The following is a 24,165-nucleotide window of genomic DNA, read 5'->3' as shown; positions in this document are numbered from 1 at the left end:
CACACCTCCTATTTGAACAACACTCTAACCACACATATCGCGCTCTGTCATGAGCCAAGGGGGTTGACGAGCGCGCGGCGATGCCACACATTGAACGTCACTCAAACAAAGAACCACCGCATTCGAGCCACCCAGGCCAAACCAAGCCATCAAGAGGACTCAGGGGCAGCCCATGCCGATTGAACAGCGCGGAGTCGACACCATCCCGGAGGCGGAGCGCACCAGCGGTCCGCGCGATCTGGTGTCGATCCTCCTCGGCTCCAACCTCTGTCTCGGCGTGATCGTCTTCGGCTGGCTGCCGGTCTCCTTCGGCCTCGGCTGGTGGGCGTCGGTGAGCGCGGTCGTCGCGGGCACGCTGGTCGGCACGCTGCTGACGGCCCCGCTGGCGCTGGTATCGCTGCGCACGGCGACGAACCTGTCGACGTCGTCGGGCGCGCAGTTCGGGGTACGGGGCCGGCTCGTCGGCTCGGTGGTGGGACTGCTGCTCTCGCTCGGCTACACCGCGCTGACGGTGTGGATCGGCGGGGACGCGATGACGGGCGTCCTGCACCGGCTGTTCGGGCTGCCCACGGGCGGTGTCTCGTACGCCGTGGTGTACGCGGTGCTCGCAGCGGCGACGGTGGTCGGCGCGGTGTACGGGTACCGGGTGCTGCTGCGGCTGTCCCGGGTCCTCGCGGTCGGCATGACGGCGCTGCTGATCCTCGGGGTGGCGGCGTACGCCCCGCACTTCACGACGGGCGCGCTGCCCGACGCGGGCGGCTACCTCCTCGGCTCGTTCTGGCCGACGTGGCTGCTCGCGCTGGTCGCGGCCGGGCTGAGCGGCCCGATCGCCTTCATCACGCTCCTGGGCGACTACACGCGCTACATCTCGCCGTCGCGCCACACCCCGCGCCGGGTGCTGCACGCGACGTGGCTGGGGCTGACGGCCGGATTGCTGGTGCCGCAGCTGTTCGGCACGTTCACGGCGTACGCGGCGCGGGCGGCGACGGACTACGCGGGCCCCTTGGTCGCGGCGGCCCCGGGCTGGTACCTGGTCCCCCTCCTCCTCGCCGCGTCGGCGGGCTCGGTGGGCAACGCGGGCCTGATGCTGTACTCGATGGGGCTCGACCTGGACGCGATCCTGCCGCGTGCGTCGCGTACGCAGGCGACGTTCGCGGTGGCGGGGGTCGCGACGGTGTGCGTCTTCGCGGGCCACTACGCGTGGGACGCACAGGCCGCGATGACGTCCTTCGTGCTGCTCCTCACGGCGATCGGCACGCCGTGGGCGGTCATCACGCTGATCGGCTTCGTGCGGTGCCGGGGGGTGTACGACGCGGACGCCCTCCAGGTCTTCAACCGCCGGTCGCGGGGCGGGGCGTACTGGTACCGGGGCGGGTGGAACTGGCGGGCCGTGCTCGCGTGGGCGCTGGGCGCGGGGGCGGGTCTGCTGGCGGTGTCCCTGCCGCAGTGGTCGGGCCCGCTGCTGCGCTTCACCGGCGGGGTGGACTGCAGCTTCCTGCTGTCGGGGGTGGTGGGGGGTGCGGCGTACGCGGCGCTGACCTGGGGGAGAGTCCCCCACCCCGCCCCTTCCCTAAACCCTCCGGGGGTGGAGGTGGGCTGAGGTCCCGTTCATCCGCGGCTCCGGTGGGTAGCTGGTCGCGCAGTTCCCCGCGCCCCTAAGAATGCCGCTCCGCGGCAATCCCCGGGGCGGCCCGAAGTGGCGCTTCTAGGGGCGCGGGGAACTGCGCGAGCAACCCAGCACGGTCCGCAGACGAACGGGGCAACGGGGTCCGGGGCGGAGCCCCGAAGCGGGGTGCAGGGGCCGCAGGCCCCGCCCGGGGTCCGGGGGCGTCGCCCCCGGGAAAACACCTCCGCCCCTCCCCCCACCCCCGGAGGGTTTGGGGAAGGGGCGGGGTGGGGGCTGAAACCCCTTAGCCCAGGGGGTGCATCCAGCCGTGCGTGTCCGGCGTGACACCCGTCTGGAGGTCCAGGAGCGCCTTGCGCAGGCGCATCGTGACCGCACCCGGCTCACCGTCACCCTGCGTCCAGTTGGCGCGCGCCGACTTCACCGACCCCACCGGCGTGATCACCGCCGCCGTGCCGCAAGCGAACACCTCGGTCAGCGTCCCCGCCTCGTTGTCCCGCTTCCAGTCCTCCGTGGAGATCCGCCCCTCCTCCGCCGTGTACCCCAGATCCCGCGCGATCTTCAGCAGCGAGTCACGGGTGATCCCCGGCAGCAGCGACCCCGTCAGCTCGGGAGTGACGATGCGGTCCCCGTACACGAAGTACAGGTTCATCCCGCCCATCTCCTCGATCCACCGGTGCTCCACCGCGTCCAGCCAGACCACCTGGTCGCACCCGTGCTCGGCCGCCTCGGCCTGGGCCACCAGGGACGCGGCGTAGTTGCCGCCGGTCTTGGCCGCGCCCGTACCGCCCTTGACGGCGCGCACGTACTCCTCGGAGAGCCAGACCGAGACCGGCTTCACGCCGCCCGGGAAGTAGGCCCCGGCGGGCGAGGCGATGACGATGAAGAGGTACTCGTTGGCCGGGCGGACACCCAGCCCGACCTCGCTCGCGATCATGAACGGGCGCAGGTAGAGGGAGGCCTCGCCGGAGGACGGCACCCAGCCCTTGTCCTGCTGGATCAGCGCGTCGCACGCGGCGATGAACAGCTCCGTCGGCACCTCGGGCATCGCCATCCGGCGGGCCGAGGAGCGGAAGCGCTCCGCGTTGGCCTCGGGGCGGAAGGTCGCCACCGTACCGTCGGGCTGACGGTAGGCCTTCAGACCCTCGAAGATCGTCTGCGCGTAGTGCAGCGTCATGTTCGCCGGGTCCATCGACAGCGGCGCGTACGGAGTGAGCTCCGCGTCGTGCCACCCGCGGCCCTCGGTCCACTTGACCGTCACCATGTGGTCGGTGAAGTGGCGGCCGAATCCGGGGCTGGCCAGGATCGCGTCACGCTCCGCGTCCGACAGCGGGTTCGCGGACGGCTTGAGCTCGATCGTGGGCGTCGTCATGGTTGCGTGTCCTTCACCGGTTGTGTGGGTCGGACCGCGCTCACGCCGCCCCGGCTGCTGCCGGGACGTCCGAGCTTCTCCGCATGCCGCGGTCCCACGTTCGATTATCGCTCGTGCGGGACCATGACAGAAACGGTGTGCTCGCGGCCCAGGGACTGATGGTGGCACCCCGGGGCCGTACAGGAAAAGCCGCCGGGTGCTGGTGCGACCCGGCGGCTTTCTTGGGGAAGAGCGCTCGGGTCAGCCCGATACGCGTACGGCGAGCGCGTCGCCGATCTCGTCGGTGGTACGGGCGGAGCCGTCCCGCGCGGCCAGGTCGGCCTGGACGGCGTCCTCGATCCGGGCCGCCTCGGCCTCGTAACCGAGGTGGCGCAGCAGCAGGGCGACCGAGAGGACCGTGGCGGTCGGGTCGGCCTTGCCCTGGCCCGCGATGTCCGGCGCGGAGCCGTGGACCGGCTCGAACATCGAGGGGAACGCGCCGGTCGGGTTGATGTTGCCGGACGCGGCCAGGCCGATGCCGCCGGTCACGGCCGCGGCGAGGTCGGTGAGGATGTCGCCGAAGAGGTTGTCGGTGACGATCACGTCGAACCGCTCGGGCTGGGTGACGAAGAAGATCGTCGCGGCGTCGACGTGCAGATAGTCGGTGGTGACGTCCGGGTACTCCTCGGCCACCGTGTCGAAGATGTTCTTCCACAGGTGCCCGGCGAAGACCAGGACGTTGTTCTTGTGGACCAGCGTCAGCTTCTTGCGCGGCCGGGCCTGGGCGCGGGCGAACGCGTCGCGCACCACGCGCTCCACGCCGTACGCCGTGTTCACGCTGACCTCGGTGGCGACCTCGGCCGGGGTGCCGGTGCGCAGCGAGCCGCCGTTGCCCGTGTACGGGCCCTCGGTGCCCTCGCGGACGACGACGAAGTCGATGTCGGGGCGGCCGGCGAGCGGGGTCTCGGTGTTCGGGAACAGCTTCGACGGGCGCAGGTTGATGAAGTGGTCGAAGGCGAAGCGCAGCTTCAGCAGCAGACCGCGCTCCAGGACGCCGGACGGGACGCTCGGGTCACCGATGGCGCCGAGCAGGATCGCGTCGTGCGTCTTCAGCGCGTCGAGCTCCGCGTCCGGCAGGGTCTCGCCGGTGCGGTGCCAGCGCCGGGCGCCGAGGTCGTACTCCTTGGTCTCCAGCTTCACGTCCGCTGGAAGGACGGCATTGAGGACCTTGAGGCCCTGGGCCACCACTTCCTGGCCGATGCCGTCACCGGGGATCACTGCGAGATCGATGCTGCGAGACATGAATGCACCGTACTCCGCGTCCCATTCATTGACACGTTGAGTCCATCATGCGGACATCCCTGCGTGGCTCGGGTCCGGGGCGAGCCATCGCCATAGCCCCTCCGGGCGGCCGCCGAATGGCTGTCAGGGGTGATGTGCGGGGAGATTCCGGGGAGTTGCATGGGGAGCTGTACGCGCCCCGTTCACCCGGTGGTGAGATTCGCGTCGTCTGAGGAGAGGACGTTTCCGGCCATGGACATCCCTCGTTTCGGTATACCCGAGAAGCTCGCCGGCCGTATGAGCATGGCCGAGCAGCACGAGTACCTGCGTACGCGGCTGACGCGGCGCGGGGTACTGCGTACTTCCGTGGCGACCGCCGCGATCGCCGGTGCCGGGGTGGGCACCGGACTCGCCACGTCGTCGCCCGCCCAGGCCGCGCCCACCGTGCTCACCTCGCGCGGCCCCGAGGTGGACGGCTCGCTGGTGGCCCCGTTCGGGCGGCACCTCGCGTACGGCGCGGACCCCAAGACCCGGATGACGGTCTCCTGGCAGGTCCCGTTCGCGGTGCGGCGGCCGTACATCCGGATCGGGCTCAAGCCGTGGGCGCTCAGCCACCGGATCGGCGCCGAGGTGCGCCACCTCACCACGCCCGTCCTGAACGGCGGGAAGATCGCGGCGGCCGAGCAGTACTACGTGCACGCGGGCCTGGAGCGGCTGCGGCCGGGCACCACGTACTACTACGGCGTCGGCCACGACGGCTTCGACCCGGCCGACCCGCGCAACCTGGGCACGCTCGGCACCTTCACCACCGCGCCCGAGCGCGCCGAGTCGTTCACCTTCACCGCCTTCGGCGACCAGGGCGTCAGCTACCACGCGCTCGGCAACGACCAGCTGATCCTCGGTCAGAACCCGGCGTTCCACCTGCACGCGGGCGACATCTGCTACGCCGACCCGTCCGGCTCGGGCACCTCCGGCGACAGCTACGACGCCCGCACCTGGGACCAGTTCCTGGCGCAGACCGAGTCGGTCGCCAAGACCGTGCCGTGGATGGTGACCACCGGCAACCACGACATGGAGGCCTGGTACTCGCCCGACGGCTACGGCGGCCAGAACGCCCGCTGGTCGCTGCCGGACAACGGCCCGGACCCGGTCAACCAGCCCGGCGTGTACTCGTTCGTGCACGGCAACGTCGGCGTGGTCGCGCTGGACGCCAACGACGTCTCGTACGAGATCCCCGCCAACTACGGGATCAGCGGCGGCAAGCAGACCCAGTGGCTCGACAAGCGCCTGGCCGAGCTGCGGGCCGACCGGCACGTCGACTTCATCGTGGTCTTCTTCCACCACTGCGCCTTCTCGACCACCAACGCGCACGCCTCCGAGGGCGGGGTGCGCGAGTCCTGGGTGCCGCTCTTCGAGAAGCACCAGGTGGACCTGGTCATCAACGGCCACAACCATGTGTACGAGCGCACGGACGCGATCAAGGCAAACACGGTCGGGCGCAAGGTCCCGATCGGCGAGCGCACCGACCCGACGCGGGACGGCATCGTGTACGTGACGGCCGGCGGCGCGGGCCGCTCGCTCTACGACTTCCCGGCCCCCGACAGCTACGAGGGCCACGTCAAGGACCAGGAGAGCGTCGCGAGCTACCACTGGGTCAAGGGCCGTCAGAAGGAGACCGAGACCGTGGAGTGGTCCCGGGTCCGCTTCACCGGCTACTCGTTCCTGGCGGTGGAGGTCCAGGCGGGCCACCACCCCAGAATGACGGTGACGGCCCTGGCGGAGTCGGGCGCGAGAATCGACCACTTCGAGATCGAGCGCGGGCGTTAAGGGGCGCTCCCGCGCGCCTAGTGCCCGGTTGAGCCGCCGTTGTCCCTCCGGTCAAGCGCACGCTGGAGGGCGGCGGCGGCGTTCTTACGGTCGGATTCGTTCGTACGGGAAGCGTGACGGACACGGCGGACGGTCGTCGTCTCGGACATGAGGGATCGACTCCTTGAGATCACGGGGATATCGAGGCGCCGGAAGGGGCGGGGAGCGCTGCCGCAGGGGTTGCCTGCCAAGGGGCACCGCGCTCGCGACCGCCATTCGCTGGATCTAGCGAGACGTTCGGCTTCTACAAAGCTAAGGGAGGACTCCGCTTCTGTCTCCACAATTACTCGGACTTCCTACTATCTGAGACGGCGCCCCACCTCCATGTCACCGCCACCTCACCGCCGCAGCGCCCGCAGCTCCCGGATGAGCGCGCGGACGGCGACCGTCCCGGCGAGCTCGGGCGTGGTCACATAGCCCACGGACCGCGTCGGCCGCTCCACTCCGAGATCAGTGATCTCGACCGTGTGCGGCGCTCCGGTCAGCGACAGCTCCGGCATGATCGCCATACCGAAACCACTGCTCACCATCGAGAGCACCGCTCCGTCGTCCTCCGCCTGAACCGTCGCCGCCGGGATCCAGTCCTGCTCGGCCCACCACTCCCGGGTGTACGAGGAGCAGTTCTCCATCCAGTCGACCAGCGGCAGCGAGCGCGGCGCCGGGTGCCCCGAGGGGTGGACCAGCGCGTACCCCTCCTCCAGCAACACATCCCCGACCAGCCCCGGCGGCACCGGCGAGCTGGTCCCGATCGTCGCGATGCCCAGGTCCGCACGGCCCGCCGCCACCTCCCCCACCGTCCCCGGCCCCAGCTCCCGCACCACCCGGACCTGCGGGGTGATCCCGGGATGCCGGGCGGTGAGCCGTTCCAGGGCGGGCGGCAGCAGATGCAGCGCGGCACTGCGGAACGCCGCGATCCGCAGCGGCCCCGCCACGGTGTCCCCCGCCGGGTCGGGCGCCGCGCCGCGCGCCTCGGCCGCCAGCACGTCGAGCATCCGCAGCACCCGGCGGGCGTACCCGGCGGCCCTGGCCCCCGCGGGCGTCGGGATCGCACCGCCGCGGCCCCGCTCGAAGAGCAGCGCGCCTATCTTGGCCTCGCTCGACCGCACCGAGTGCGACACCGCCGACTGGGTCATACCGAGCGCCACGGCGGCCCCGGAGAAGCTGCGCTCCTGCTCGACGGCGGCGAGCACACGCAGTTCACGCGGGGCGAGGTCGTTCGGCATCAGGGCTCCCACCTGGACGTATGAGCGAAATCGATGGATCGGGCGGTTCCATCGACGCAACCCCCTGCCCGGCCCGCGCATTCCTTCCTAGCGTCTCCCCCATGACGACGACCTCGCTCACCGTGCACCAGACCGCCCGCCCCAAGGGCCTGCCCTCCCCCGACGACTTCGCCTTCGTGCGGGGCCCGGTCCCCGAGCCCGCGCCCGGCACCGCCCTCGTGCAGAACCTCTACCTCTCCGTGGACCCGTACCACCGCGAGGCCATGGACTTCGACCCGCTGAACGCGCCGCTGGAGGGCCGTGCGCTCGGCCGGGTCGTCGCCTCCCTCGACCCCGGCCTGCGCGAGGGCGACCTCGTCTTCCACCGGCAGGGCTGGCGCACCCACGCGCTGGTCACGCTGGGCGTGGACGGGACGCGCACGATCACGTCGTACGAGGGCGTGCCGCTCTCCGCGCATCTGGGCATCCTCGGCGGCACCGGCCTCACCGCGTACGTGGCGCTCACCCGCACCCTCGAACTGCGGCCCGGCCAGGACCTGTTCGTCTCGGCGGCCGCGGGCGGCGTCGGCACGGCGGCGGGCCGGATCGCGCGGCTACTGGGCGCCGGCCGGATCGTGGGCAGCGCGGGATCGGCCGCGAAGGTGGACTTCCTGACGGAAGCGGTCGGCTACGACGCCGCCTTCGACTACCACGACGGCCCGGTGGGCGAGCAGCTGGCGAAGGCGGCCCCGCACGGCATCGACGCATACGTCGACAACGTGGGCGGCGACCATCTGGAGGGCGCGATCTCGGCGCTGCGCGACCACGGGCGGATCGCCTGGGTGGGCGCGGTGGCCCAGTACAACGACCTCGCCTCGCCGCCCGCGGCCCCGCGCAACCTCTACTCGGTGGTGGAGAAGAGCCTGCGCCTGGAGGGCGTCCTGGTGCGCAACCACCGTGACGTACAGGGCGAGTTGGAGGAGTTCCTGGTGCCGCACCTGCGGTCGGGGCGGGTGGTGTCGGACGAGACGGTGGTCGACGGGATCGAGCGGACGGTGGACGCCTTCATCGGCATGCTGCGCGGCGGCAACACGGGGAAGATGCTGATCCGCGTGGGCGAGTGATACGCCGCGTCGGACACCGGCCTCGACACCGCAACCCAGTGAGGTACGAAACCTAGTGAGGCACGGCACCTAGTTTGCATTCCTACCTAGCTAGTGCTGGAATACACGCATGGCCGCAGACCGCAGATCCAGTTGGCTCAAGGGCGTCCTCGACCTCCTCGTCCTCACCTGTCTCACCGGGGGCGAGAGCTACGGCTACGAGATCTCCAAGACCCTGGCCGCGGCCGGGCTCGGGGAGATCAAGGGCGGGACGCTCTACCCCGTACTGAACCGGCTCGAAGAGGCCGGGCTCGCCGTCGGGGAGTTCCGCGCCGCCGAGCGCGGGCCGGGCCGCCGGTACTACCGGCTGACCGAGGAGGGCCACCGGGCGCTCGCCGAACAGGGCGCGTCCTGGCTGGAGTTCCACACCTCCGTACAGACCATGCTGACCAGCGCGACACCAGGGGGACGACCGTCATGAGCGAGCAGAAGGACTACTTCCGGGCCCTCGCCGAGAAGCTGCGCGCCTCGGGGATGCCGCCGGGCGAGGTGGCGGCGAACGTCGCCGAGCTCACCGGCTATCTGACGGAGTCCGGGTCCACCGATCCGTACGAGGAGTTCGGCGCGCCGGAGGACTTCGCGGCCCGGCTCACCGGGGGCCGGGCCCAGGAGCCGGGCGCCGAGGCGGAGACCTGGAAGTGGACCGCCGACATCTACACCGACCGCAAGTACCTCAACCACTACGGCGACCAGGGCTGGGAGGTCGAGGGCCTGGACCGGCTCGGCCGGTTCGTCTGCCGCCGCGACCCGGCGGCGGCGATGCGGTGGGAGTACCGGCGCGAGACCGGGAACAACACGGCCGAGCGCGAGTCGGTGACGGCCGGGCTGGCCCCGGACGGCTGGGAGCTGTGCGGGCAGTGGATGTTCTTCATGTACTTCAAGCGCCCCAAGGCGGCGAGCGCCGGTCCCGCGGCCGGGCTCGACGAGCTGGTGGCGCCGCCCGCCAAGCAGCTCTTCCTCAGCGATCGGTACCGCGGAAAGGTCAAGCAGATGGTGGCCGCGGCGGTCGTCTCGGGCACGGCGACCGCGACCGCGGTCCACTACGGCGGCGACTCGGTGGCCTACCCGGCGCTGATCGGCGCGGCGGTCGCCGCCCCGGTGGGCGTGGCCCTGGCCTGGCAGCGCATCAAGCGGGAGGTCGCGCGGGGCGTCGAGGATGCCTGAGCGCGACCTACGCACACGCTTGTGAACAGCCAAAACCCGCCCGTTGACCGAGTGTTCACGATTCCCTCCCTGGAGAGGTCTAGCTCCAGACCATTGGTCACCCGCACCCTTGCGCTCGATGTGCCGCAGGGGCACCGGGGAGTGAAGGGGCGGGCGGATGACGCCGATCAGTCGTAGGGGATTCGTGGCGCTCGGCGCGGGTGTGGCGGCCGGGGCCGTGCTGCCCGGCACGGCCGAGGCGGCCGACGGGGCCGCGGTCACGGCCGGGAGCGCCGCGGCCGCCTCGGCCACCGGCACGGTCGGGGACGTCAAGCACGTGGTGATCCTGATGCAGGAGAACCGCAGCTTCGACCACTACTTCGGCCGCCTCAGGGGCGTGCGCGGCTTCGGCGACCGCAGCGGGATCCTGCTCTCCGGCGGCCAGCCCGTCTTCAACCAGCCCAACGGTCTGAGCCGCCAGTACCCGTGGAAGCTCAGCTCCACCCCGGCCTCCGGCGGCGCCGACGGCAAGACGCTCGCCCAGTGCACCGGCGACCTGCCGCACAGCTGGACCTCGCAGCACTCGGCGTGGAACAAGGGGCGCCTGGACAACTGGGTCGCCGGCGTCGGCAACGTCCGCTCGCTCGGCTACCTCGACCGCGACGACATCCCGTTCCACTACGCGCTCGCCGACAACTACACCATCTGCGACGCCTACTTCAGCTCGGCGCTCAGCGCCACCGGCCCCAACCGCACCTTCCTGTGGAGCGGCAAGGTCGACGCCGCCAGCAAGGACGGCGGCGAGGAGTCCGGACTGACCTGGGAGGCGTACGCGGAGGCCCTCCAGCGGGCCGGGGTCAGCTGGAAGGTCTACCAGAAGGCCAATGACAACTACGGCGACAACGGCCTGGCGTACTTCAAGAAGTTCACCGACGCCCCGGCCGGGAACCCGCTGCACGACCGGGGCATGTCCTCGGTCCCGGCCGCGACCGGCTCCACGCCCGACGACATCGCCGCCGCGATCAAGGCGGACGCGCTCGCGGGCACCCTCCCCCAGGTCTCCTGGGTGGTGGCCAACCAGGCGTTCTCCGAGCACCCGTACGCCCCGCCCGGCGACGGCGCGCACTTCGTGGACCTGGTCTACCGGGCCCTCGCCGCGAACCCCGAGGTGTTCGACTCGACCGTCCTGTTCCTCAACTACGACGAGAACGACGGCTTCTTCGACCACGTGCCGCCGCCCTCTCCCCCGGCGGGCGCGGCGGGCGAGTTCCTCGGCGGCGTCCCGATCGGGCTCGGCTTCCGGGTGCCGATGCTGGTCATGTCGCCGTGGACGCGCGGCGGCTGGGTCTCCTCCGAGGTCTTCGACCACACGTCGGTGCTGCGCTTCCTGGAGACCTGGACGGCCGCGCTCGGCACCCCGGCCGCCTGCCCCAACATCAGCGCCTGGCGCCGCAAGGTCACCGGCGACCTGACCGGCGTCTTCGACTTCGCGAACCCGGTGTACGGAGTGCCCTCGGGGCTGCCCGCCACCAAGGCGCTCGGGGTGAACTGCGCCCCGCTGCCCAACCCCGCGCCGCAGAACAACGCGCTGCCCGCGCAGGAGCCCGGCACCCGCCCGGCCCGCGCGCTGCCGTACCAGCCGAACGGCAACCTCGACCACTTCGAGTTCGGTGCCGCAGGGAAGATCCTGGCCTGGTTCACCATGGCCAACCAGGGCGCCCCCGCCTCCGCCGCCGCGCACCTCTCGATCCACCCCAACGCGTACCGCGACACCACGCCCTGGCAGTACACGGTCGACGCGGGCGGCACGGCCACCGACTACTTCCACATCGGCACCGGGTTCGGCGGCGGCGCGTACGACTTCACCATGGTCGGGCCCAACCGCTTCCAGCGCCGGTTCACCGGGGACGCCACCAAGGCGGGCAAGGCGATCGAGGTGGCGGCCCGGTACGGGGTGGAGAGCGGCACCGGCAAGATGGCGATCTGGTTCAAGCTGACCAACACCTCGTCGGCCGCGGTCACCTTCACCGTCAAGGCGAACAACTACCGCACCGACGGCCCCTGGACGTACCAGGTCCCGGCGGGCGGCTCGACCGAGGACTTCTTCAACGCGGTGGCGTACCACAACGGGTGGTACGACTACACGGTCACGGCGGACGTCGACCCGACGTGGTCGCGGCGCTACACCGGCCACATCGAGACCGGCGCGGCCTCGGTCAGCGGCTGACCGTCAGATCCTGGAGGCCCACCACCCGCAGCAGTTCGAGCCGCTGGTGGGCCTCCGTGCCGGGGCGGGCCGAGTGCACCACCAGGAACTGCCCCTCGCCGGAGCTCAGCAGCACCTCGCAGTCCAGCTCCAGGAGACCGACCACGGGGTGGACGAACCGCTTCACCTTGGCGTGCCGCGTCTCCACCTCGTGCTCGTCCCAGAGCGTCGAGAACTCCTCGCTGACCGCGCGCAGTTCGGCCACAAGGGCCGCCGGTTCCGGGTCGTCCGGGCGGGCCGCGAGCACCGCCCGCAGCTGGGCGACGTGGCTGCGGGCGTGCTCGGCCTGGTCCTCGGGCGGGAAGAGGGCGCGCAGCGCGGGCTCGGTGAAGTAGCCGCGGATAATGTTCCGGCCGGGCGCGGACTCACCGACCAGGGCGGCCGCCATCGCGTTCTGGGCGAGCACCTCGCCCCAGTCGCTCATCACCTGCGCGGGCGCGTCGTGCAGCCGGTCGAGGATGAGCATCAGACCGGGGCGCACGTGGACCGAGCCGTGCCGCTCGCGCGGGGGCTCCTCCCCGGCGAGGTGGAAGAGGTGGTCGCGCCCGTCCCGGCTGAGCCTGAGCGCCCGCGCCAGCGCGGTCAGCATCTGCCGGGACGGGCGCGAGCCGCGGGCCTGCTCCAGCCGGGTGTAGTAGTCCGCCGACATCCCGGTGAGCTGGGCGACCTCTTCCCTGCGCAGCCCGGCCGTCCGCCGCCGGGGCCCGGCCGCGAGGCCGACGTCCGACGGTTCGAGACGGGCCCGGCAGTGCCGCAGGAAGTCCGCGAGTTCTTCTCTGTCCACTCCCTCAGCATGCCGGTGACCACGGTCCGTATCCAGGGAGTCCCGCTCCCTGGATGAGGACGTCCCTCCCGCCGCCGGCCGCCTCGCGCCACGCTGGGGCCAGGCAACCGAGAGGAGCGGGCAATGCGGATTCTGGTGACGGGGGCGACGGGCGAGGTCGGCCGGCGGTTCGTGCCGAGGCTGGTCCAGCGGGCCGACGTGGTGCGGGTCCTGGTGCGCGACGAGGCACGCGGTGCCGCCCTCGGCGCCCATGAGGTGGCGGTCGGCGACGTGCGGAACGAGGAGTCCGTGGCGAAGGCGCTGGCCGGGGTGGACGCGGTGGTGAACCTCGCGGTGGCGTACCGGAACGTGCCGGACGAGGAGAACCGCGCGGTCAACCACGACGCGGCGATTTCGCTCGGCCGGGCGGCGCTGGAGGCCGGGGTGAGCCGGTTCGTGCAGGTGTCGTCGAACCTGGCGTACGGCCTGGGGCGCGGGCGTCCGCTGACCGAGGACGACGCGCCGCTGCCCGGCGGCCCGCTGTGGGGGACGTACGCGGAGTCCAAGGCGGCCGCCGAGGAGGGCCTGTTCGCCCTGCACCGCGAGCACGGTCTGGACGTGCGCGTGGGCGCGCTCGCCTTCGTCTACGGCGAGGGCGACCCGCACCTGGCCTACTCGGTGCACTGGGCGGGCCAGTGGGCCGCGGCCCAGCGGCTGCCGATGGTGCACCACGCGGACGTGGCGCAGGGCCTGACGCGGCTGCTGTACGCGCCGGGGGTGGCGGGCCGCAAGTACAACATCGCGGACGACTGCCCGGTGACGGCGGTCGAGCTGCACCAGCTCAACGGCGTGGAGGTGCCGCCGGAGCTGGCGCGGCGCACCGACCCGGACCCGTTCTACACGATCGTGTCGACCCTGCGGATCCGCGACGAGCTGGGCTTCCGCCCGCTGTACCCGTCGGTGTGGACGGCCCGGGACGCGGGCGTCCTGTAGCCCCGAACCGCCGTCACAGCACGTCGCCGTCGCGCCAGTCGAAGACCAGCGGCCGCGCCGGGTCGGGCAGCCGCCCGCCCGCGGCCGGGCGGACGTAGGTGGTGCCCTCCTCCTCGGCGAGGCGCACCACCCCGGCCGGGCTCAGCACCTCGATCCGCCCGGGCCAGACCTGCCAGCCGCGCGCCCGGTAGAGCTCGGCGCCCTCGTCGGATGCGGAGAGCGCGCCGAACTCGTACGCCTCGTCGATCACGTGCTCCAGGGCGGCCATCACCCGCCCGCCGAGCCCCTGGCGGCGCCGGTCCTCGCGCACGGCGACGGCCTCGACGTAGCCGACGCGGTAGGACCGGCCGCCGTGCAGCACCCGGCGCATGATCACGCTGCCGTGCGCGGCGAGCCCCTTCTCGTCGTCCAGGAACGAGTGGACCCCGCCGAGCCCGTGGTCCCAGTCCTCGTCGCTGAAGTCCCCGCCGAAGGCGGTGTCGAGCAGTTCGCGGATTCTCGGCAGGCCGTCCGGGCCGAGCTGCGAGGTGTGCGCGGTGTGCTGAGACTCAGTCATGCGCCCACTGTGGCAGGCCGCTTCGCGTCCTTCCGCGCCGGGCACGGCTGCTCCAGACTCGCTTCCATGTCACCGACGACAGAGCAGCAGTGGACCCCGACCCACGGCGAGCCCTACCGCCCGGTCCCCTACCGCCCCGACCGGATGCCCGCCGCCGAGTCCCTGGCGCGCGCGGCGGCGCTGCGCGAGACGATGGGGCAGCGCCGTACGGTACGCCAGTTCTCCCCCGACCCGGTCCCCGAGCAGGCCGTCCGGGACGCCGTCGCCTGCGCGGCGACCGCCCCCTCGGGCGCGCACCAGCAGCCCTGGACCTTCGTCCTGGTGCGCGATCCGGAGATACGGCGCCGAATACGGGAGGCGGCCGAGCACGAGGAGCGCGTCTCCTACGACGGCCGGCTCGGCGAGGAGTGGCTGGCGGCGCTGCGCCCGCTGGGCACGGACGCCGTGAAGAGCCATCTGACCGACGCCCCGGCCCTGATCGTGGTCTTCCAGCAGCGGTACTGGCTGGCCGAGGACGGCACCAAGCACAAGCACTACTACGTGGACGAGTCGGTCGGGATCGCGGTCGGGATGCTCCTGAGCGCCCTGCACCAGAGCGGACTTGCCGCACTGGTCCATACGCCGAGCCCGATGCGGTTCCTGCGCGAGGTGCTGGGCCGCCCCGTGAACGAGAAGGCGTTCGCGGTGATCCCGGTCGGCTATCCGGCCGAGGGCTGCGAAGTCCCCGACCTCGTACGGAAGTCGCTGGAGCAGGTGCTGGTGGAGATCTGACTCCCGCCCATTCTTCTAACCCCTCAAAGACACTTGACCGGTTACACCGATCCGTGGTTGGCTACTCGCACACCACGACAACCGGTAAACAAGCTTTGAGGGGTTAGACATGAGCGCGGAGCGGATCCACTACCGGACGGCGGTCGTCGGCGGCCAGGAGATCTTCTACCGGGAGGCGGGCTCGCCCGACGCCCCCGCCCTGCTGCTCCTGCACGGCTTCCCCAGCAGCTCCCACATGTTCCGCGACCTGATCCCGAAGCTGGCCGCGCGCTACCACGTGATCGCCCCGGACCACCTCGGCTTCGGCTACTCCTCGGCGCCGTCGGCGAAGGAGTACGCGTACACCTTCGCCAACCTGGCCGCCCTCACCGGGGAGTTCACCGAGCAGCTCGGCCTCACCCGGTTCGCGCTCTACATCCAGGACTACGGCGCCCCCATCGGGCTGCGGCTCGCCCTCGCGCACCCCGAGCGCATCACGGCGATCGTCACGCAGAACGGCAACGCGTACACCGAGGGCCTGGGCGAGGCGTGGGAGGCGCCGCTCGCCCTGATCGCCGAGCGCACGCCCGAGACGGAGGCGCCGGTGCGGGAGATCAGCTCCCTGGAGGGCATCAAGTGGCAGTATCTGCACGGCCTCCCGGACCCGTCCCTGGTCAGCCCGGACGCGTACCACTACGACGCCGCCCTGATGGCCCGCGAGGGACAGGACGCCGTCCAGCTCGACCTGATGGCCGACTACGGCTCCAACTTCGCGCTCTACCCAGCCTTCCAGGAGTACTTCCGCGACTCCCAGGTGCCGCTCCTGGCGACCTGGGGCGCCCACGACGAGATCTTCGTCCCGGCCGGGGCGCTCGCCTTCCTGCGCGACCTGCCCGAGGCGGAGGTCCACCTCCTGCCCACCGGCCACTTCGCCCTGGAGACCCACGCGGCCCAGATCGCCTCGCTGATCGACGACTTCCTGACCCGCAGGCTGTAAGCCCGTAGGCCCCAAATGGAAACCGCCCCCGTCCTCGGTTGGGGGACCAAGGACGGGGGCGGGGTTCAGAAGTGACCAGACGTCAGCCCATGTGCGGGTACGTGTAGTCGGTCGGCGGGACCAGGGTCTCCTTGATGGCGCGGGTCAGCGTCCAGCGCATCAGGTTCTGGGGGGCGCCCGCCTTGTCGTTGGTGCCCGAGGCGCGGCCGCCACCGAAGGGCTGCTGGCCGACGACGGCACCGGTCGACTTGTCGTTGATGTAGAAGTTGCCCGCCGCGTAGCGGAGCTTGTCCATCGTGTACGCGGCCGCCGCACGGTCGCCGGAGATGACCGAGCCGGTGAGGGCGTAGTCCGAGACCGACTCCATCTGGGCCAGCATCTCGTCGTACTTGTCGTCCTCGTAGACGTGGATCGCCAGGATCGGGCCGAAGTACTCGGTCGTGAAGACCTCGTTCTCCGGGTCCGAGCACTCGATGACGGTCGGGCGGACGAAGTAGCCGACCGAGTCGTCGTAGGTGCCGCCGGCCACGATCGTGCAGGAGGCGTCGGCCTTGGCGCGGTCGATCGCGGCCTTGTTCTTGGCGAACGAGCGCTCGTCGATGACGGCGCCGATGAAGTTCGACAGGTCGGTGACATCACCCATGGTGATGCCGTCGACCTCGGCCGCGAACTCCTCCTTGAAGCCGTCGTTCCAGATCGACGCCGGGACGTACGCACGCGAGGAGGCGGAGCACTTCTGGCCCTGGAATTCGAAGGAGCCACGGGTCAGGGCGGTCTTCAGGATCGCGCGGTCGGCGCTGGGGTGCGCGACGACGAAGTCCTTGCCGCCGGTCTCGCCGACCAGACGCGGGTAGGTGCGGTACTTCTCGATGTTGGTGCCGACCGTCTTCCACAGGTGCTGGAAGGTCTTGGTGGAACCGGTGAAGTGGATGCCCGCCAGGTCGCGGTGGTTCAGCGCGATCTCCGAGACGGCCAGGCCGTCGCCGGTGACCAGGTTGATGACGCCCTTGGGCAGCCCGGCCTCCTCCAGGAGCTGCATCAGCAGCACGGCGGCGTGGGTCTGCGTCGGGGACGGCTTCCACACGACCACGTTGCCCATCAGGGCCGGGGCGGTCGGCAGGTTGCCCGCGATGGCCGTGAAGTTGAACGGCGTGATCGCGTAGACGAAACCTTCCAGCGGACGGTGGTCCATGCGGTTCCACACGCCCGGGGAGTTCGCCGGGGGCTGCTCGGCCAGGATCTGGCGGGCGTAGTGCACGTTGAAGCGCCAGAAGTCGACGAGCTCGCACGGGGTGTCGATCTCGGCCTGCTGGGCGGTCTTCGACTGGCCGAGCATCGTGGACGCGGCCAGCGTCTCGCGCCAGGGGCCGGCGAGCAGCTCGGCGGCGCGCAGGATGATCGCGGCGCGGTCGTCGAAGGCCATCGCGCGCCACGCCGGGGCGGCGGCGAGGGCGGCGTCGATGGCGTCCTGCGCGTCCTGGGTGGTGGCGTTGGCGTAGGTGCCGATGACGGACTGGTGGTTGTGCGGCTGCACGACGTCGAAGCGCTCGCCGCCGCCCATCCGCTTCTCGCCGCCGATGGTCATCGGCAGCTCGATCGGGTTCTGGGCCAGCTCCTTGAGCTTGGCTTCGAGGCGCGCACGCTCGGGCGAACCCGGGGCGTAGCCGTGCACCGGCTCGTTGACGGGAGCGGGGACCTGGGTCACAGCGTCCATGAGTCTCTGAACTCCTTGATGAGGGGTGGTGGGCTCAGCCCTTGGTGAGGATGGAGCGGGCGAAGAAGAGCAGGTTGGCGGGCTTCTCCGCCAGACGGCGCATGAAGTAGCCGTACCAGTCGGTGCCGTACGCCGTGTAGACGCGCATCCGGTGGCCCTCGGCCGCGAGGCGCACGTGCTCGTCGCTGCGGATGCCGTACAGCATCTGGAACTCGTACTCGTCCAGCTTGCGCCCGGCGCGCCGCGCGAGCTCCTGGGTGATGGCTATCAGGCGCGGGTCGTGCGACCCGATCATCGGGTAGCCCTCGCCGTCCATGAGGATCTTCAGGATGCGGACGTACGCCTTGTCGATCTCGCCCTTGTCCTGGTACGCGACGGAGGCGGGCTCCTTGTAGGCGCCCTTCACGATCCGGACGCGGCTGCCGGCGGCGGACAGTCGGCGGGCGTCGTCCTCGGTGCGGAAGAGGTACGCCTGGATGACGCAGCCGGTCTGCGGGAAGTCCTTCCGCAGCTCCTCGTGGATGGCGAACATCGAGTCGAGGGTGGTGTGGTCCTCGGCGTCCAGGGTGACCGTGGTGCCGATGGCGGCGGCGGCCTCGACGACCGGGCGGACGTTGGCGAGGGCCAGCTCGTGGCCGCCCTCCAGCGCCTGGCCGAACATGGAGAGCTTCACGGACATCTCGGCGCGGGTGCCCAGGTCCAGGTCCTTGAGGCGCTCGATCAGCTGGAGGTAGGCGTCGCGCGCGGCGTACGACTGCTCCACGGTGGTGATGTCCTCGCCCACCACGTCCAGGGTGACCTCCAGGCCCTTGCCCGCGGCGTCCTTGACGATCGGCACGACCTGCTCGACCGTCTCCCCGGCGATGAAGCGGTCGACGACCTGCTTGGTGCCGGGCGCGGCCGAGATGAAACGGCGCATCTTGTCGCTGCGCGACGCGGCGAGGATCACGGGACCCAGCACGGGGCACCTCCATGGAAAGGGGTAGCAGGGGGCCGAAACCCGACGATCCGGGAACGGCACGGAGAACCACCGTGAAACCTAAGGATCCTTCCGATCCTCTGCCATCGACACCTGTCACGCATCCGTGCCCCGCATCTCAGACAGATGTCTGAAGGCGGCGCCGATATGCGCGAGAATGGCTGCTGTGAAGGGCGACTACCAGGACCTGGTCGATGAGATCTCGGCGCTGCTCGGTGCCCCCGCGACCCTGGAGGACCGGGACTTCGGGCTGATCGCGTTCGGTGCGCACGACTCCGAGGACGACTCGGCCATGGACCCGGTGCGCACCCGCTCGATCCTGACCCGCCGCTCCACCCCGGCGGTCCGCGCCTGGTTCGAGGGCTTCGGCATCACCCGCGCGACCGGCCCGGTCCGCATCCCGGCGGCCCCCGAGGCGGGCGTCTTCCGCGACCGCGTCTGCCTGCCGGTCCGCCACCGGGGTGTGGTGCTCGGTTACGTATGGCTGCTCGACGCCGACCCGGGCCCGGCCGAGGACCGGCTGACCGCCGCGATGGAGGTGGCCGCCCGGATCGGCGGGCTGCTCGCCGACGAGACCCAGGCGGGCGCCGACCTCTCGCGCGAGTTCCGGGCGGCGCTGACCGCCGGGCGGGGCTGGCAGCGCGACATGGCGACGGCGGCCCTGCGCGCGGCGCTCGGCCCGGACGCGGACGGCCTGCACGCGGTGGTCTGCGTCAGCCCCTGGCCCCAGGAGACCCCGTCGGTACGGACCGTCCCCGGGACGGCGGCGCTGTGCGCGGTGCCATGGGGGGCGCACGGCGAGGAGGGCGAGCCCTCACCGGCCCCGCCCGCCCAGGCGCTGGGCGCGCTCGTCCGGCTCCGCTCGGCCGACGCGCTCGCGCCCGCGCTGACCGCCGCCGAACGGCTGCGCGCCACGGCGGGGCCGGGCGCCGCCGCCGGGGTCGCGCTGGCCCGCCGGGGCCTGGGCGAGCTGCCCGCCTCCTGGCACGAGGCCACCTCGGCGGCCCGGGCGGCGCTTGCCGAGCCCGGGCTCGGCCCGGTCGCGGAGTGGGCGGCGATCGGCCCGTACCGGCTGCTGACCGCGCTCCCCGACACCGCGCCCCAGGACGTGGCGGTCCGCGCCCTGCTCACCCCTTCGCACACCGAACTGGCCCGCACCGCCGAGGTGTTCCTCGACTGCGCGGGCCAGGCGGGCCGTACGGCGGCGGCGCTCGGCATCCACCGCCAGACCCTCTACTACCGGCTCTCCCGGGTCGAGCAGCTCACCGGCCTCGACCTCGACGAGGGCGAGGACCGGCTGCTGCTGCACATGGCGCTGAAGGCGTCACGCCTGTGAGGGCTTGGCGGGTCCGGCCGCCGCGATGAGCCGCCGCAGGCCCTCGGTCAGCTCGGCCGCGCTCGACGCGGTGCCGGGGTCGAAGGTCCACTGGGCGATGAGCCCCATCATCATCGTCATGTAGAGCTTGCCGAGCGTGTCGACCTCGTCGTCGCCGACCTCGGCCTCCTCGCCCCCCATGAACATGGGGATGATGCCGCGCGCGCCCTCGCGCTGGGCCTGTGCCAGATGGTCGCGGACCCCCGGCAGCTGGTCGCCCATGACGACGATCTCCATGCTGAGGTGCCACATCGAGCCGGGCTGCTCCATGGTGGCGATGATGTTCGACCAGACTTCCTGGAAGCGCTCCAGGGAGCCGGGCTCGGTGGCCGCGACCTGCTCGGGGGCGTCGAAGGCGTCCGAGACCCCTTCGACCAGGGCGATGTAGGCCTGCGCGAGCAGCGCGTCCTTGGATCCGTAGTGGTAGCCGATGGACGCGAGATTCGTCCCCGACTCCTTGACGATGTCCCGCGCGGTCGTGCGCGCGAAGCCCTTCTCCAGCAGGCAGCGCTTGGCGCCGTCCAGTAGATCCTCACGGTGTCCCATGCGGGCAGCGTACTAGGCCCGCAGACGGATGTCTAAGACAAGCGTATACGGACTTCGGGGTTCGTCTGGGGACCGTGCTGGGTTGCTCGCGCAGTTCCCCGCGCCCCTAGGTAGTCAGGGGCGCGGGCAACCGTCTCAGACCAGGTTCACCGACCGCGCCGACGTCGCGCCGATCGCGTCCGCGACCTCCGTCAGCACCGGCTGCGGCACGCTGTCGTCGACCGTCAGGACCGCGAGGGCCTCGCCGCCCTCCTCCGCGCGAGCGACCTGCATTCCGGCGATGTTCAGCCCGGCCTCGCCGAGGATCTGGCCGACCGTGCCGACGACGCCCGGGCGGTCCTCGTAACGCAGCACGACCATGTGGTCGGCGAGCGCCAGGTCCACGTCGTAGTCGCCGATCGCCACGATCTTCTGGAGGTGCTTGGGGCCCGCCAGCGTGCCGGAGACCGCCACCTCCTCGCCGCCCGAGAGCGTGCCGCGCACGGTGACCACGTTGCGGTGGTCCGGCGACTCCGAGCTCGTGGTGAGGCGGACCTCGACGCCGCGCTCCTGCGCGAACAGCGGGGCGTTCACGTACGAGACGGTCTCGTCGACCACGTCCTCGAACACACCCTTGAGCGCGCTGAGTTCGAGCACCTTCACGTCGTGCTGGGTGATCTCGCCGTACACCTCGACGTCGAGGCGGACCGCCACCTCGCCCGCGAGCGCGGTGAAGATCCGGCCCAGGCGCTCGGCGAGCGGCAGACCCGGCTTGACGTCCTCGGCGATGACGCCGCCCTGGACGTTGACCGCGTCCGGCACCAGCTCGCCGGCGAGCGCCAGGCGCACCGAGCGGGCGACCGCGATGCCCGCCTTCTCCTGGGCCTCGTCGGTGGAGGCGCCCAGGTGCGGGGTGCAGACGACCTGGTCGAGCTCGAAGAGCGGGGAGTCCGTGCAGGGCTCCTTCGCGTACACGTCGAGGCCCGCGCCCGCGACGCGGCCCTCCTTGAGCGCCGAGTACAGCGCGGCCTCGTCGACGATGCCGCCGCGCGCCGCGTTCACGATCCGCACGTGCGGCTGGACCTTGTGGAGCGCCTCGTCGCCGATGAGGCCGAGGGTCTCGGGGGTCTTGGGCAGGTGCACGGTGATGAAGTCCGCGACCTGGAGCAGCTCGTCGAGGGTGAGGAGCTTGACGCCCATCTGCGCGGCGCGCGCGGGCTGCACATAGGGGTCGTACGCGACGATCTTCATGCCGAAGGCCGACATGCGCTGGGCGACCAGGACTCCGATGCGGCCGAGGCCGACGACGCCGAGGGTCTTCTCGCTCAGCTCGACGCCGGTGTACTTGTTCCGCTTCCACTCGCCGTTCTTCAGCGCGGTGTTGGCCTGCGGGATGTTGCGCGCGGTGGCGACCAGCAGACCGCAGGCGAGCTCGGCGGCGGTGACGATGTTGGAGGTCGGGGCGTTGACGACCATCACGCCGGCCTTGGTGGCGGCGGAGACGTCCACGTTGTCGAGGCCGACGCCCGCGCGGGCGACGACCCTCAGCTTCTTCGCGGCGGCGATGGCCTCGGCGTCGACCTTGGTCGCGGAGCGGATCAGGATCGCGTCCACGTCGGCGATGGCGGGCAGCAGTTCGGCGCGGTCGGCTCCGTTGCAGTGCCGGATCTCGAAGTCCGGACCGAGGGCGTCGACGGTGGCGGGCGACAGCTCTTCAGCGATGAGTACGACAGGTTTCGAGCTCACGTGAGTCCTCACAAGTCCAATGCGGACGGCCGTCCCGACGGCCGCAGGCGGTGGAGGGTGCTAGCCGCGTGGAAGACGCACGACGCTGTGGGCCTGACGCGATGTATTGAGCAGCAGTGTAGTGGTGCTCAAGTCGGGGTTTTCCGCCGTGGCGGAATGTCACCCGTCCGGGTGTGGACGGGATGGACAAGGGGCCGCGGCGCATCGCCGCGGCCCCTTGTGAAGGCTTACGCCTCCTCGTCGTTCACCCAGCTCATGAGCTTGCGCAGCTCCTTGCCGGTGGTCTCCAGGAGGTGGTTCTCGTCCTGGGTCTTGTACTCGTTGTACTTCTTCAGACCGCCGTGGTACTCGTCCATCCAGTTCTTGGCGAAGGTGCCGTCCTGGATCTCGGTGAGGACCTTCTTCATCTCGGCCTTGGTGTCGGCGGTGATGATGCGGGGGCCGGTGATGTAGTCGCCCCACTCGGCGGTCTCGGAGACCGACCAGCGCATCTTCTCCAGGCCGCCCTCGTACATCAGGTCGACGATGAGCTTCAGCTCGTGGAGGCACTCGAAGTAGGCGATCTCCGGCTGGTAGCCCGCCTCGACGAGGGTCTCGAAGCCCGCCTTGACCAGCGCGGACGTACCGCCGCAGAGCACGGCCTGCTCGCCGAACAGGTCGGTCTCGGTCTCCTCGGTGAAGGTCGTCTTGATGACGCCCGCCCGGGTGCCGCCGATGCCCTTGGCGTACGAGAGCGCGAGCGCGAAGCCGTTGCCGGTCGCGTCCTGCTCGACGGCCGCGATGCACGGGACGCCGCGGCCCTCCTCGTACTGACGGCGGACCAGGTGGCCCGGACCCTTGGGGGCGACCATGCAGACGTCGACGCCCTCGGGGGCCTTGATGAAGCCGAAGCGGATGTTGAGGCCGTGGCCGAAGAACAGCGCGTCGCCGTCCTTCAGGTTGTCCTTGATGGACTCCTCGTAGACCTGGGCCTGGATCGGGTCCGGGACCAGGATCATGATGACGTCGGCCTCGGCGGCGGCCTCGGCGGGCGTGACCACGCGCAGGCCCTGCTCCTCGGCCTTGGCCTTGGACTTGGAGCCCTCGTGCAGACCGACGCGGACGTCGACACCCGAGTCACGGAGCGACAGCGCGTGGGCGTGGCCCTGGCTGCCGTAACCGATCACCGCGACCTTGCGGCCCTGGATGATGGACAGGTCGGCGTCGTCGTCGTAGAACAGCTCGGCCACTGGGATATCTCCTTGGTGTGCTGGTGTTGCGTCCCACCGTACGGCGGGGATGCGTCGGGAAGTTTTAAGTCTCGCGATACGGAACCGCGAGGGGGCGGGTTCAGGCCGTGCGGTCCAGGGCCCGCAGGCTGCGGTCGGTGATGGACCGCGAGCCGCGCCCTATGGCGATCGTCCCGGACTGGACGAGCTCCTTGATGCCGAACTGCTCCAGCATCTTGAGCATCGCCTCCAGCTTGTCGGCGCCGCCGGTGGCCTCGATGGTCACGGCCTCGGGCGAGACGTCGACGGTCTTGGCGCGGAACAGCTGGACGATCTCGACGATCTGGGAGCGCGTTTCGTTGTCGGCACGCACCTTCACCAGGACGAGCTCGCGCTGGATCGCAGCGCTGGGCTCGAGTTCGACGATCTTCAGGACGTTGACCAGCTTGTTGAGCTGTTTCGTCACCTGCTCCAGGGGCAGGTCCTCGACATTGACCACGATGGTGATGCGGGAGATGTCGGGGTGTTCGGTGACACCGACGGCGAGCGAGTCGATGTTGAAGCCGCGGCGGGAGAAGAGCGCGGCGATCCGGGCGAGGATGCCGGGCGTGTTCTCCACCAGGACGGAGAGCGTGTGCTTGGTCGACATGGTGACGGTCTCTC

The 24,165-nt window shown here is 71.0% G+C and carries 21 protein-coding genes; 10 read left to right on the top strand and 11 right to left on the bottom strand.

The window, feature by feature from the left end; genetic code table 11:
* Positions 1 to 172: 172 nt before the first annotated feature.
* Positions 173 to 1,600, top strand: coding sequence for a cytosine permease (locus IE252_RS21115; RefSeq protein ID WP_190091005.1), 1,428 nt, complete (start codon positions 173 to 175; stop codon positions 1,598 to 1,600).
* A gap of 310 nt (positions 1,601 to 1,910) precedes the next feature.
* Here IE252_RS21115 and IE252_RS21110 read toward each other — a convergent pair whose 3' ends face one another.
* Positions 1,911 to 2,996, bottom strand: a complete 1,086-nt coding sequence (locus IE252_RS21110) for a branched-chain amino acid aminotransferase (protein ID WP_190091004.1) — start codon at positions 2,994 to 2,996, stop codon at positions 1,911 to 1,913.
* A gap of 240 nt (positions 2,997 to 3,236) precedes the next feature.
* Positions 3,237 to 4,277, bottom strand: a complete 1,041-nt coding sequence (locus IE252_RS21105; RefSeq protein WP_190091003.1) for a 3-isopropylmalate dehydrogenase — start codon at positions 4,275 to 4,277, stop codon at positions 3,237 to 3,239.
* A 231-nt stretch (positions 4,278 to 4,508) separates the two neighbouring features.
* Here IE252_RS21105 and IE252_RS21100 point away from each other — a divergent pair, with 231 nt between their 5' ends.
* Positions 4,509 to 6,083 carry a purple acid phosphatase family protein gene (locus tag IE252_RS21100; protein ID WP_190091002.1) on the top strand — a complete coding sequence of 525 codons (1,575 nt, stop codon included), beginning with the start codon at positions 4,509 to 4,511 and terminating at the stop codon, positions 6,081 to 6,083.
* Positions 6,084 to 6,460: 377 nt separating this feature from the next.
* On the opposite strand, the gene IE252_RS21095 is transcribed toward IE252_RS21100, so the two are convergent.
* Positions 6,461 to 7,345, bottom strand: coding sequence for a LysR family transcriptional regulator (locus IE252_RS21095; protein WP_190091001.1), 885 nt, complete (start codon positions 7,343 to 7,345; stop codon positions 6,461 to 6,463).
* 101 nt (positions 7,346 to 7,446) lie between these two features.
* Between IE252_RS21095 and IE252_RS21090 the strand changes: the two genes are divergently transcribed.
* From IE252_RS21090 to IE252_RS21075, 4 genes are all read left to right on the top strand, one after another.
* Complete coding sequence (locus IE252_RS21090; protein ID WP_190091000.1) at positions 7,447 to 8,448, top strand: NADP-dependent oxidoreductase; 1,002 nt, start codon at positions 7,447 to 7,449, stop codon at positions 8,446 to 8,448.
* Positions 8,449 to 8,557: 109 nt separating this feature from the next.
* A complete protein-coding gene (locus tag IE252_RS21085) occupies positions 8,558 to 8,908 on the top strand; it encodes a PadR family transcriptional regulator (protein WP_190090999.1) in 351 nt (116 codons plus the stop codon).
* Positions 8,905 to 9,651, top strand: a complete 747-nt coding sequence (locus tag IE252_RS21080) for a hypothetical protein (protein ID WP_229848672.1) — start codon at positions 8,905 to 8,907, stop codon at positions 9,649 to 9,651. Before IE252_RS21085 ends, IE252_RS21080 begins: the two co-directional genes overlap by 4 nt.
* Positions 9,652 to 9,808: 157 nt before the next feature.
* Entirely contained in the window at positions 9,809 to 11,857 is a 2,049-nt protein-coding gene (locus tag IE252_RS21075; protein WP_190090998.1) for a phosphocholine-specific phospholipase C, read from the top strand.
* On the opposite strand, the gene IE252_RS21070 is transcribed toward IE252_RS21075, so the two are convergent.
* On the bottom strand, positions 11,847 to 12,680 hold the full coding sequence (locus IE252_RS21070) for a helix-turn-helix transcriptional regulator (RefSeq protein WP_190090997.1): 834 nt from the start codon (positions 12,678 to 12,680) through the stop codon (positions 11,847 to 11,849). The two genes, IE252_RS21075 and IE252_RS21070, sit on opposite strands and share 11 nt — an antisense overlap.
* A 123-nt stretch (positions 12,681 to 12,803) precedes the next feature.
* Between IE252_RS21070 and IE252_RS21065 the strand changes: the two genes are divergently transcribed.
* Positions 12,804 to 13,652 carry an NAD-dependent epimerase/dehydratase family protein gene (locus IE252_RS21065; RefSeq protein WP_190090996.1) on the top strand — a complete coding sequence of 283 codons (849 nt, stop codon included), beginning with the start codon at positions 12,804 to 12,806 and terminating at the stop codon, positions 13,650 to 13,652.
* A gap of 13 nt (positions 13,653 to 13,665) precedes the next feature.
* Here IE252_RS21065 and IE252_RS21060 read toward each other — a convergent pair whose 3' ends face one another.
* Positions 13,666 to 14,208 carry a GNAT family N-acetyltransferase gene (locus IE252_RS21060; protein WP_190090995.1) on the bottom strand — a complete coding sequence of 181 codons (543 nt, stop codon included), beginning with the start codon at positions 14,206 to 14,208 and terminating at the stop codon, positions 13,666 to 13,668.
* A gap of 66 nt (positions 14,209 to 14,274) precedes the next feature.
* Between IE252_RS21060 and IE252_RS21055 the strand changes: the two genes are divergently transcribed.
* The gene (locus tag IE252_RS21055) at positions 14,275 to 14,979 is read left to right on the top strand and encodes a nitroreductase family protein (RefSeq protein ID WP_190090994.1); all 705 of its coding nucleotides are present in this window, start codon (positions 14,275 to 14,277) and stop codon (positions 14,977 to 14,979) included.
* 109 nt (positions 14,980 to 15,088) lie between these two features.
* Positions 15,089 to 15,955, top strand: coding sequence for an alpha/beta fold hydrolase (locus tag IE252_RS21050; RefSeq protein ID WP_190090993.1), 867 nt, complete (start codon positions 15,089 to 15,091; stop codon positions 15,953 to 15,955).
* 82 nt (positions 15,956 to 16,037) lie between these two features.
* On the opposite strand, the gene pruA is transcribed toward IE252_RS21050, so the two are convergent.
* Together pruA and IE252_RS21040 are read right to left on the bottom strand one after the other, a co-directional pair.
* Positions 16,038 to 17,669, bottom strand: a complete 1,632-nt coding sequence (gene pruA / locus IE252_RS21045) for an L-glutamate gamma-semialdehyde dehydrogenase (protein WP_190090992.1) — start codon at positions 17,667 to 17,669, stop codon at positions 16,038 to 16,040.
* A 34-nt stretch (positions 17,670 to 17,703) separates the two neighbouring features.
* The gene (locus tag IE252_RS21040; RefSeq protein WP_190090991.1) at positions 17,704 to 18,630 is read right to left on the bottom strand and encodes a proline dehydrogenase family protein; all 927 of its coding nucleotides are present in this window, start codon (positions 18,628 to 18,630) and stop codon (positions 17,704 to 17,706) included.
* A 184-nt stretch (positions 18,631 to 18,814) separates the two neighbouring features.
* On the opposite strand from IE252_RS21040, the gene IE252_RS21035 reads away from it, so the two are divergent.
* Positions 18,815 to 19,984, top strand: coding sequence for a PucR family transcriptional regulator (locus IE252_RS21035; protein WP_229848686.1), 1,170 nt, complete (start codon positions 18,815 to 18,817; stop codon positions 19,982 to 19,984).
* On the opposite strand, the gene IE252_RS21030 is transcribed toward IE252_RS21035, so the two are convergent.
* From IE252_RS21030 to ilvN, 4 genes are all read right to left on the bottom strand, one after another.
* A complete protein-coding gene (locus IE252_RS21030; protein ID WP_190090989.1) occupies positions 19,973 to 20,569 on the bottom strand; it encodes a TetR/AcrR family transcriptional regulator in 597 nt (198 codons plus the stop codon). The genes IE252_RS21035 and IE252_RS21030 overlap by 12 nt on opposite strands.
* A gap of 135 nt (positions 20,570 to 20,704) precedes the next feature.
* A complete protein-coding gene (gene serA, locus IE252_RS21025) occupies positions 20,705 to 22,294 on the bottom strand; it encodes a phosphoglycerate dehydrogenase (protein WP_190090988.1) in 1,590 nt (529 codons plus the stop codon).
* Positions 22,295 to 22,521: 227 nt separating this feature from the next.
* Entirely contained in the window at positions 22,522 to 23,523 is a 1,002-nt protein-coding gene (ilvC, locus tag IE252_RS21020) for a ketol-acid reductoisomerase (RefSeq protein WP_190090987.1), read from the bottom strand.
* 100 nt (positions 23,524 to 23,623) lie between these two features.
* Entirely contained in the window at positions 23,624 to 24,151 is a 528-nt protein-coding gene (gene ilvN / locus IE252_RS21015; RefSeq protein WP_067164603.1) for an acetolactate synthase small subunit, read from the bottom strand.
* Between the last annotated feature and the right edge of the window lie 14 nt (positions 24,152 to 24,165).

It is taken from the genome of Streptomyces melanogenes, assembly GCF_014649795.1.
Lineage (GTDB): Bacteria > Actinomycetota > Actinomycetes > Streptomycetales > Streptomycetaceae > Streptomyces > Streptomyces noboritoensis.
Note: the sequence above shows the minus strand (reverse complement) of the source record. Positions and strands in the feature narration are given on the sequence as shown.

Coding starts and splice junctions, on each gene's coding strand:
- IE252_RS21060 (WP_190090995.1), bottom strand. CDS start 14,208: ATGACTGAGTCTCAGCACACCGCGCACACCTCGCAGCTCGGCCCGGAC.
- IE252_RS21085 (WP_190090999.1), top strand. CDS start 8,558: ATGGCCGCAGACCGCAGATCCAGTTGGCTCAAGGGCGTCCTCGACCTC.
- IE252_RS21110 (WP_190091004.1), bottom strand. CDS start 2,996: ATGACGACGCCCACGATCGAGCTCAAGCCGTCCGCGAACCCGCTGTCG.
- ilvN (WP_067164603.1), bottom strand. CDS start 24,151: ATGTCGACCAAGCACACGCTCTCCGTCCTGGTGGAGAACACGCCCGGC.
- IE252_RS21095 (WP_190091001.1), bottom strand. CDS start 7,345: ATGCCGAACGACCTCGCCCCGCGTGAACTGCGTGTGCTCGCCGCCGTC.
- IE252_RS21065 (WP_190090996.1), top strand. CDS start 12,804: ATGCGGATTCTGGTGACGGGGGCGACGGGCGAGGTCGGCCGGCGGTTC.
- IE252_RS21055 (WP_190090994.1), top strand. CDS start 14,275: ATGTCACCGACGACAGAGCAGCAGTGGACCCCGACCCACGGCGAGCCC.
- IE252_RS21030 (WP_190090989.1), bottom strand. CDS start 20,569: ATGGGACACCGTGAGGATCTACTGGACGGCGCCAAGCGCTGCCTGCTG.
- IE252_RS21105 (WP_190091003.1), bottom strand. CDS start 4,277: ATGTCTCGCAGCATCGATCTCGCAGTGATCCCCGGTGACGGCATCGGC.
- IE252_RS21115 (WP_190091005.1), top strand. CDS start 173: ATGCCGATTGAACAGCGCGGAGTCGACACCATCCCGGAGGCGGAGCGC.
- IE252_RS21090 (WP_190091000.1), top strand. CDS start 7,447: ATGACGACGACCTCGCTCACCGTGCACCAGACCGCCCGCCCCAAGGGC.
- IE252_RS21100 (WP_190091002.1), top strand. CDS start 4,509: ATGGACATCCCTCGTTTCGGTATACCCGAGAAGCTCGCCGGCCGTATG.
- IE252_RS21080 (WP_229848672.1), top strand. CDS start 8,905: ATGAGCGAGCAGAAGGACTACTTCCGGGCCCTCGCCGAGAAGCTGCGC.
- IE252_RS21050 (WP_190090993.1), top strand. CDS start 15,089: ATGAGCGCGGAGCGGATCCACTACCGGACGGCGGTCGTCGGCGGCCAG.
- IE252_RS21075 (WP_190090998.1), top strand. CDS start 9,809: ATGACGCCGATCAGTCGTAGGGGATTCGTGGCGCTCGGCGCGGGTGTG.
- pruA (WP_190090992.1), bottom strand. CDS start 17,669: ATGGACGCTGTGACCCAGGTCCCCGCTCCCGTCAACGAGCCGGTGCAC.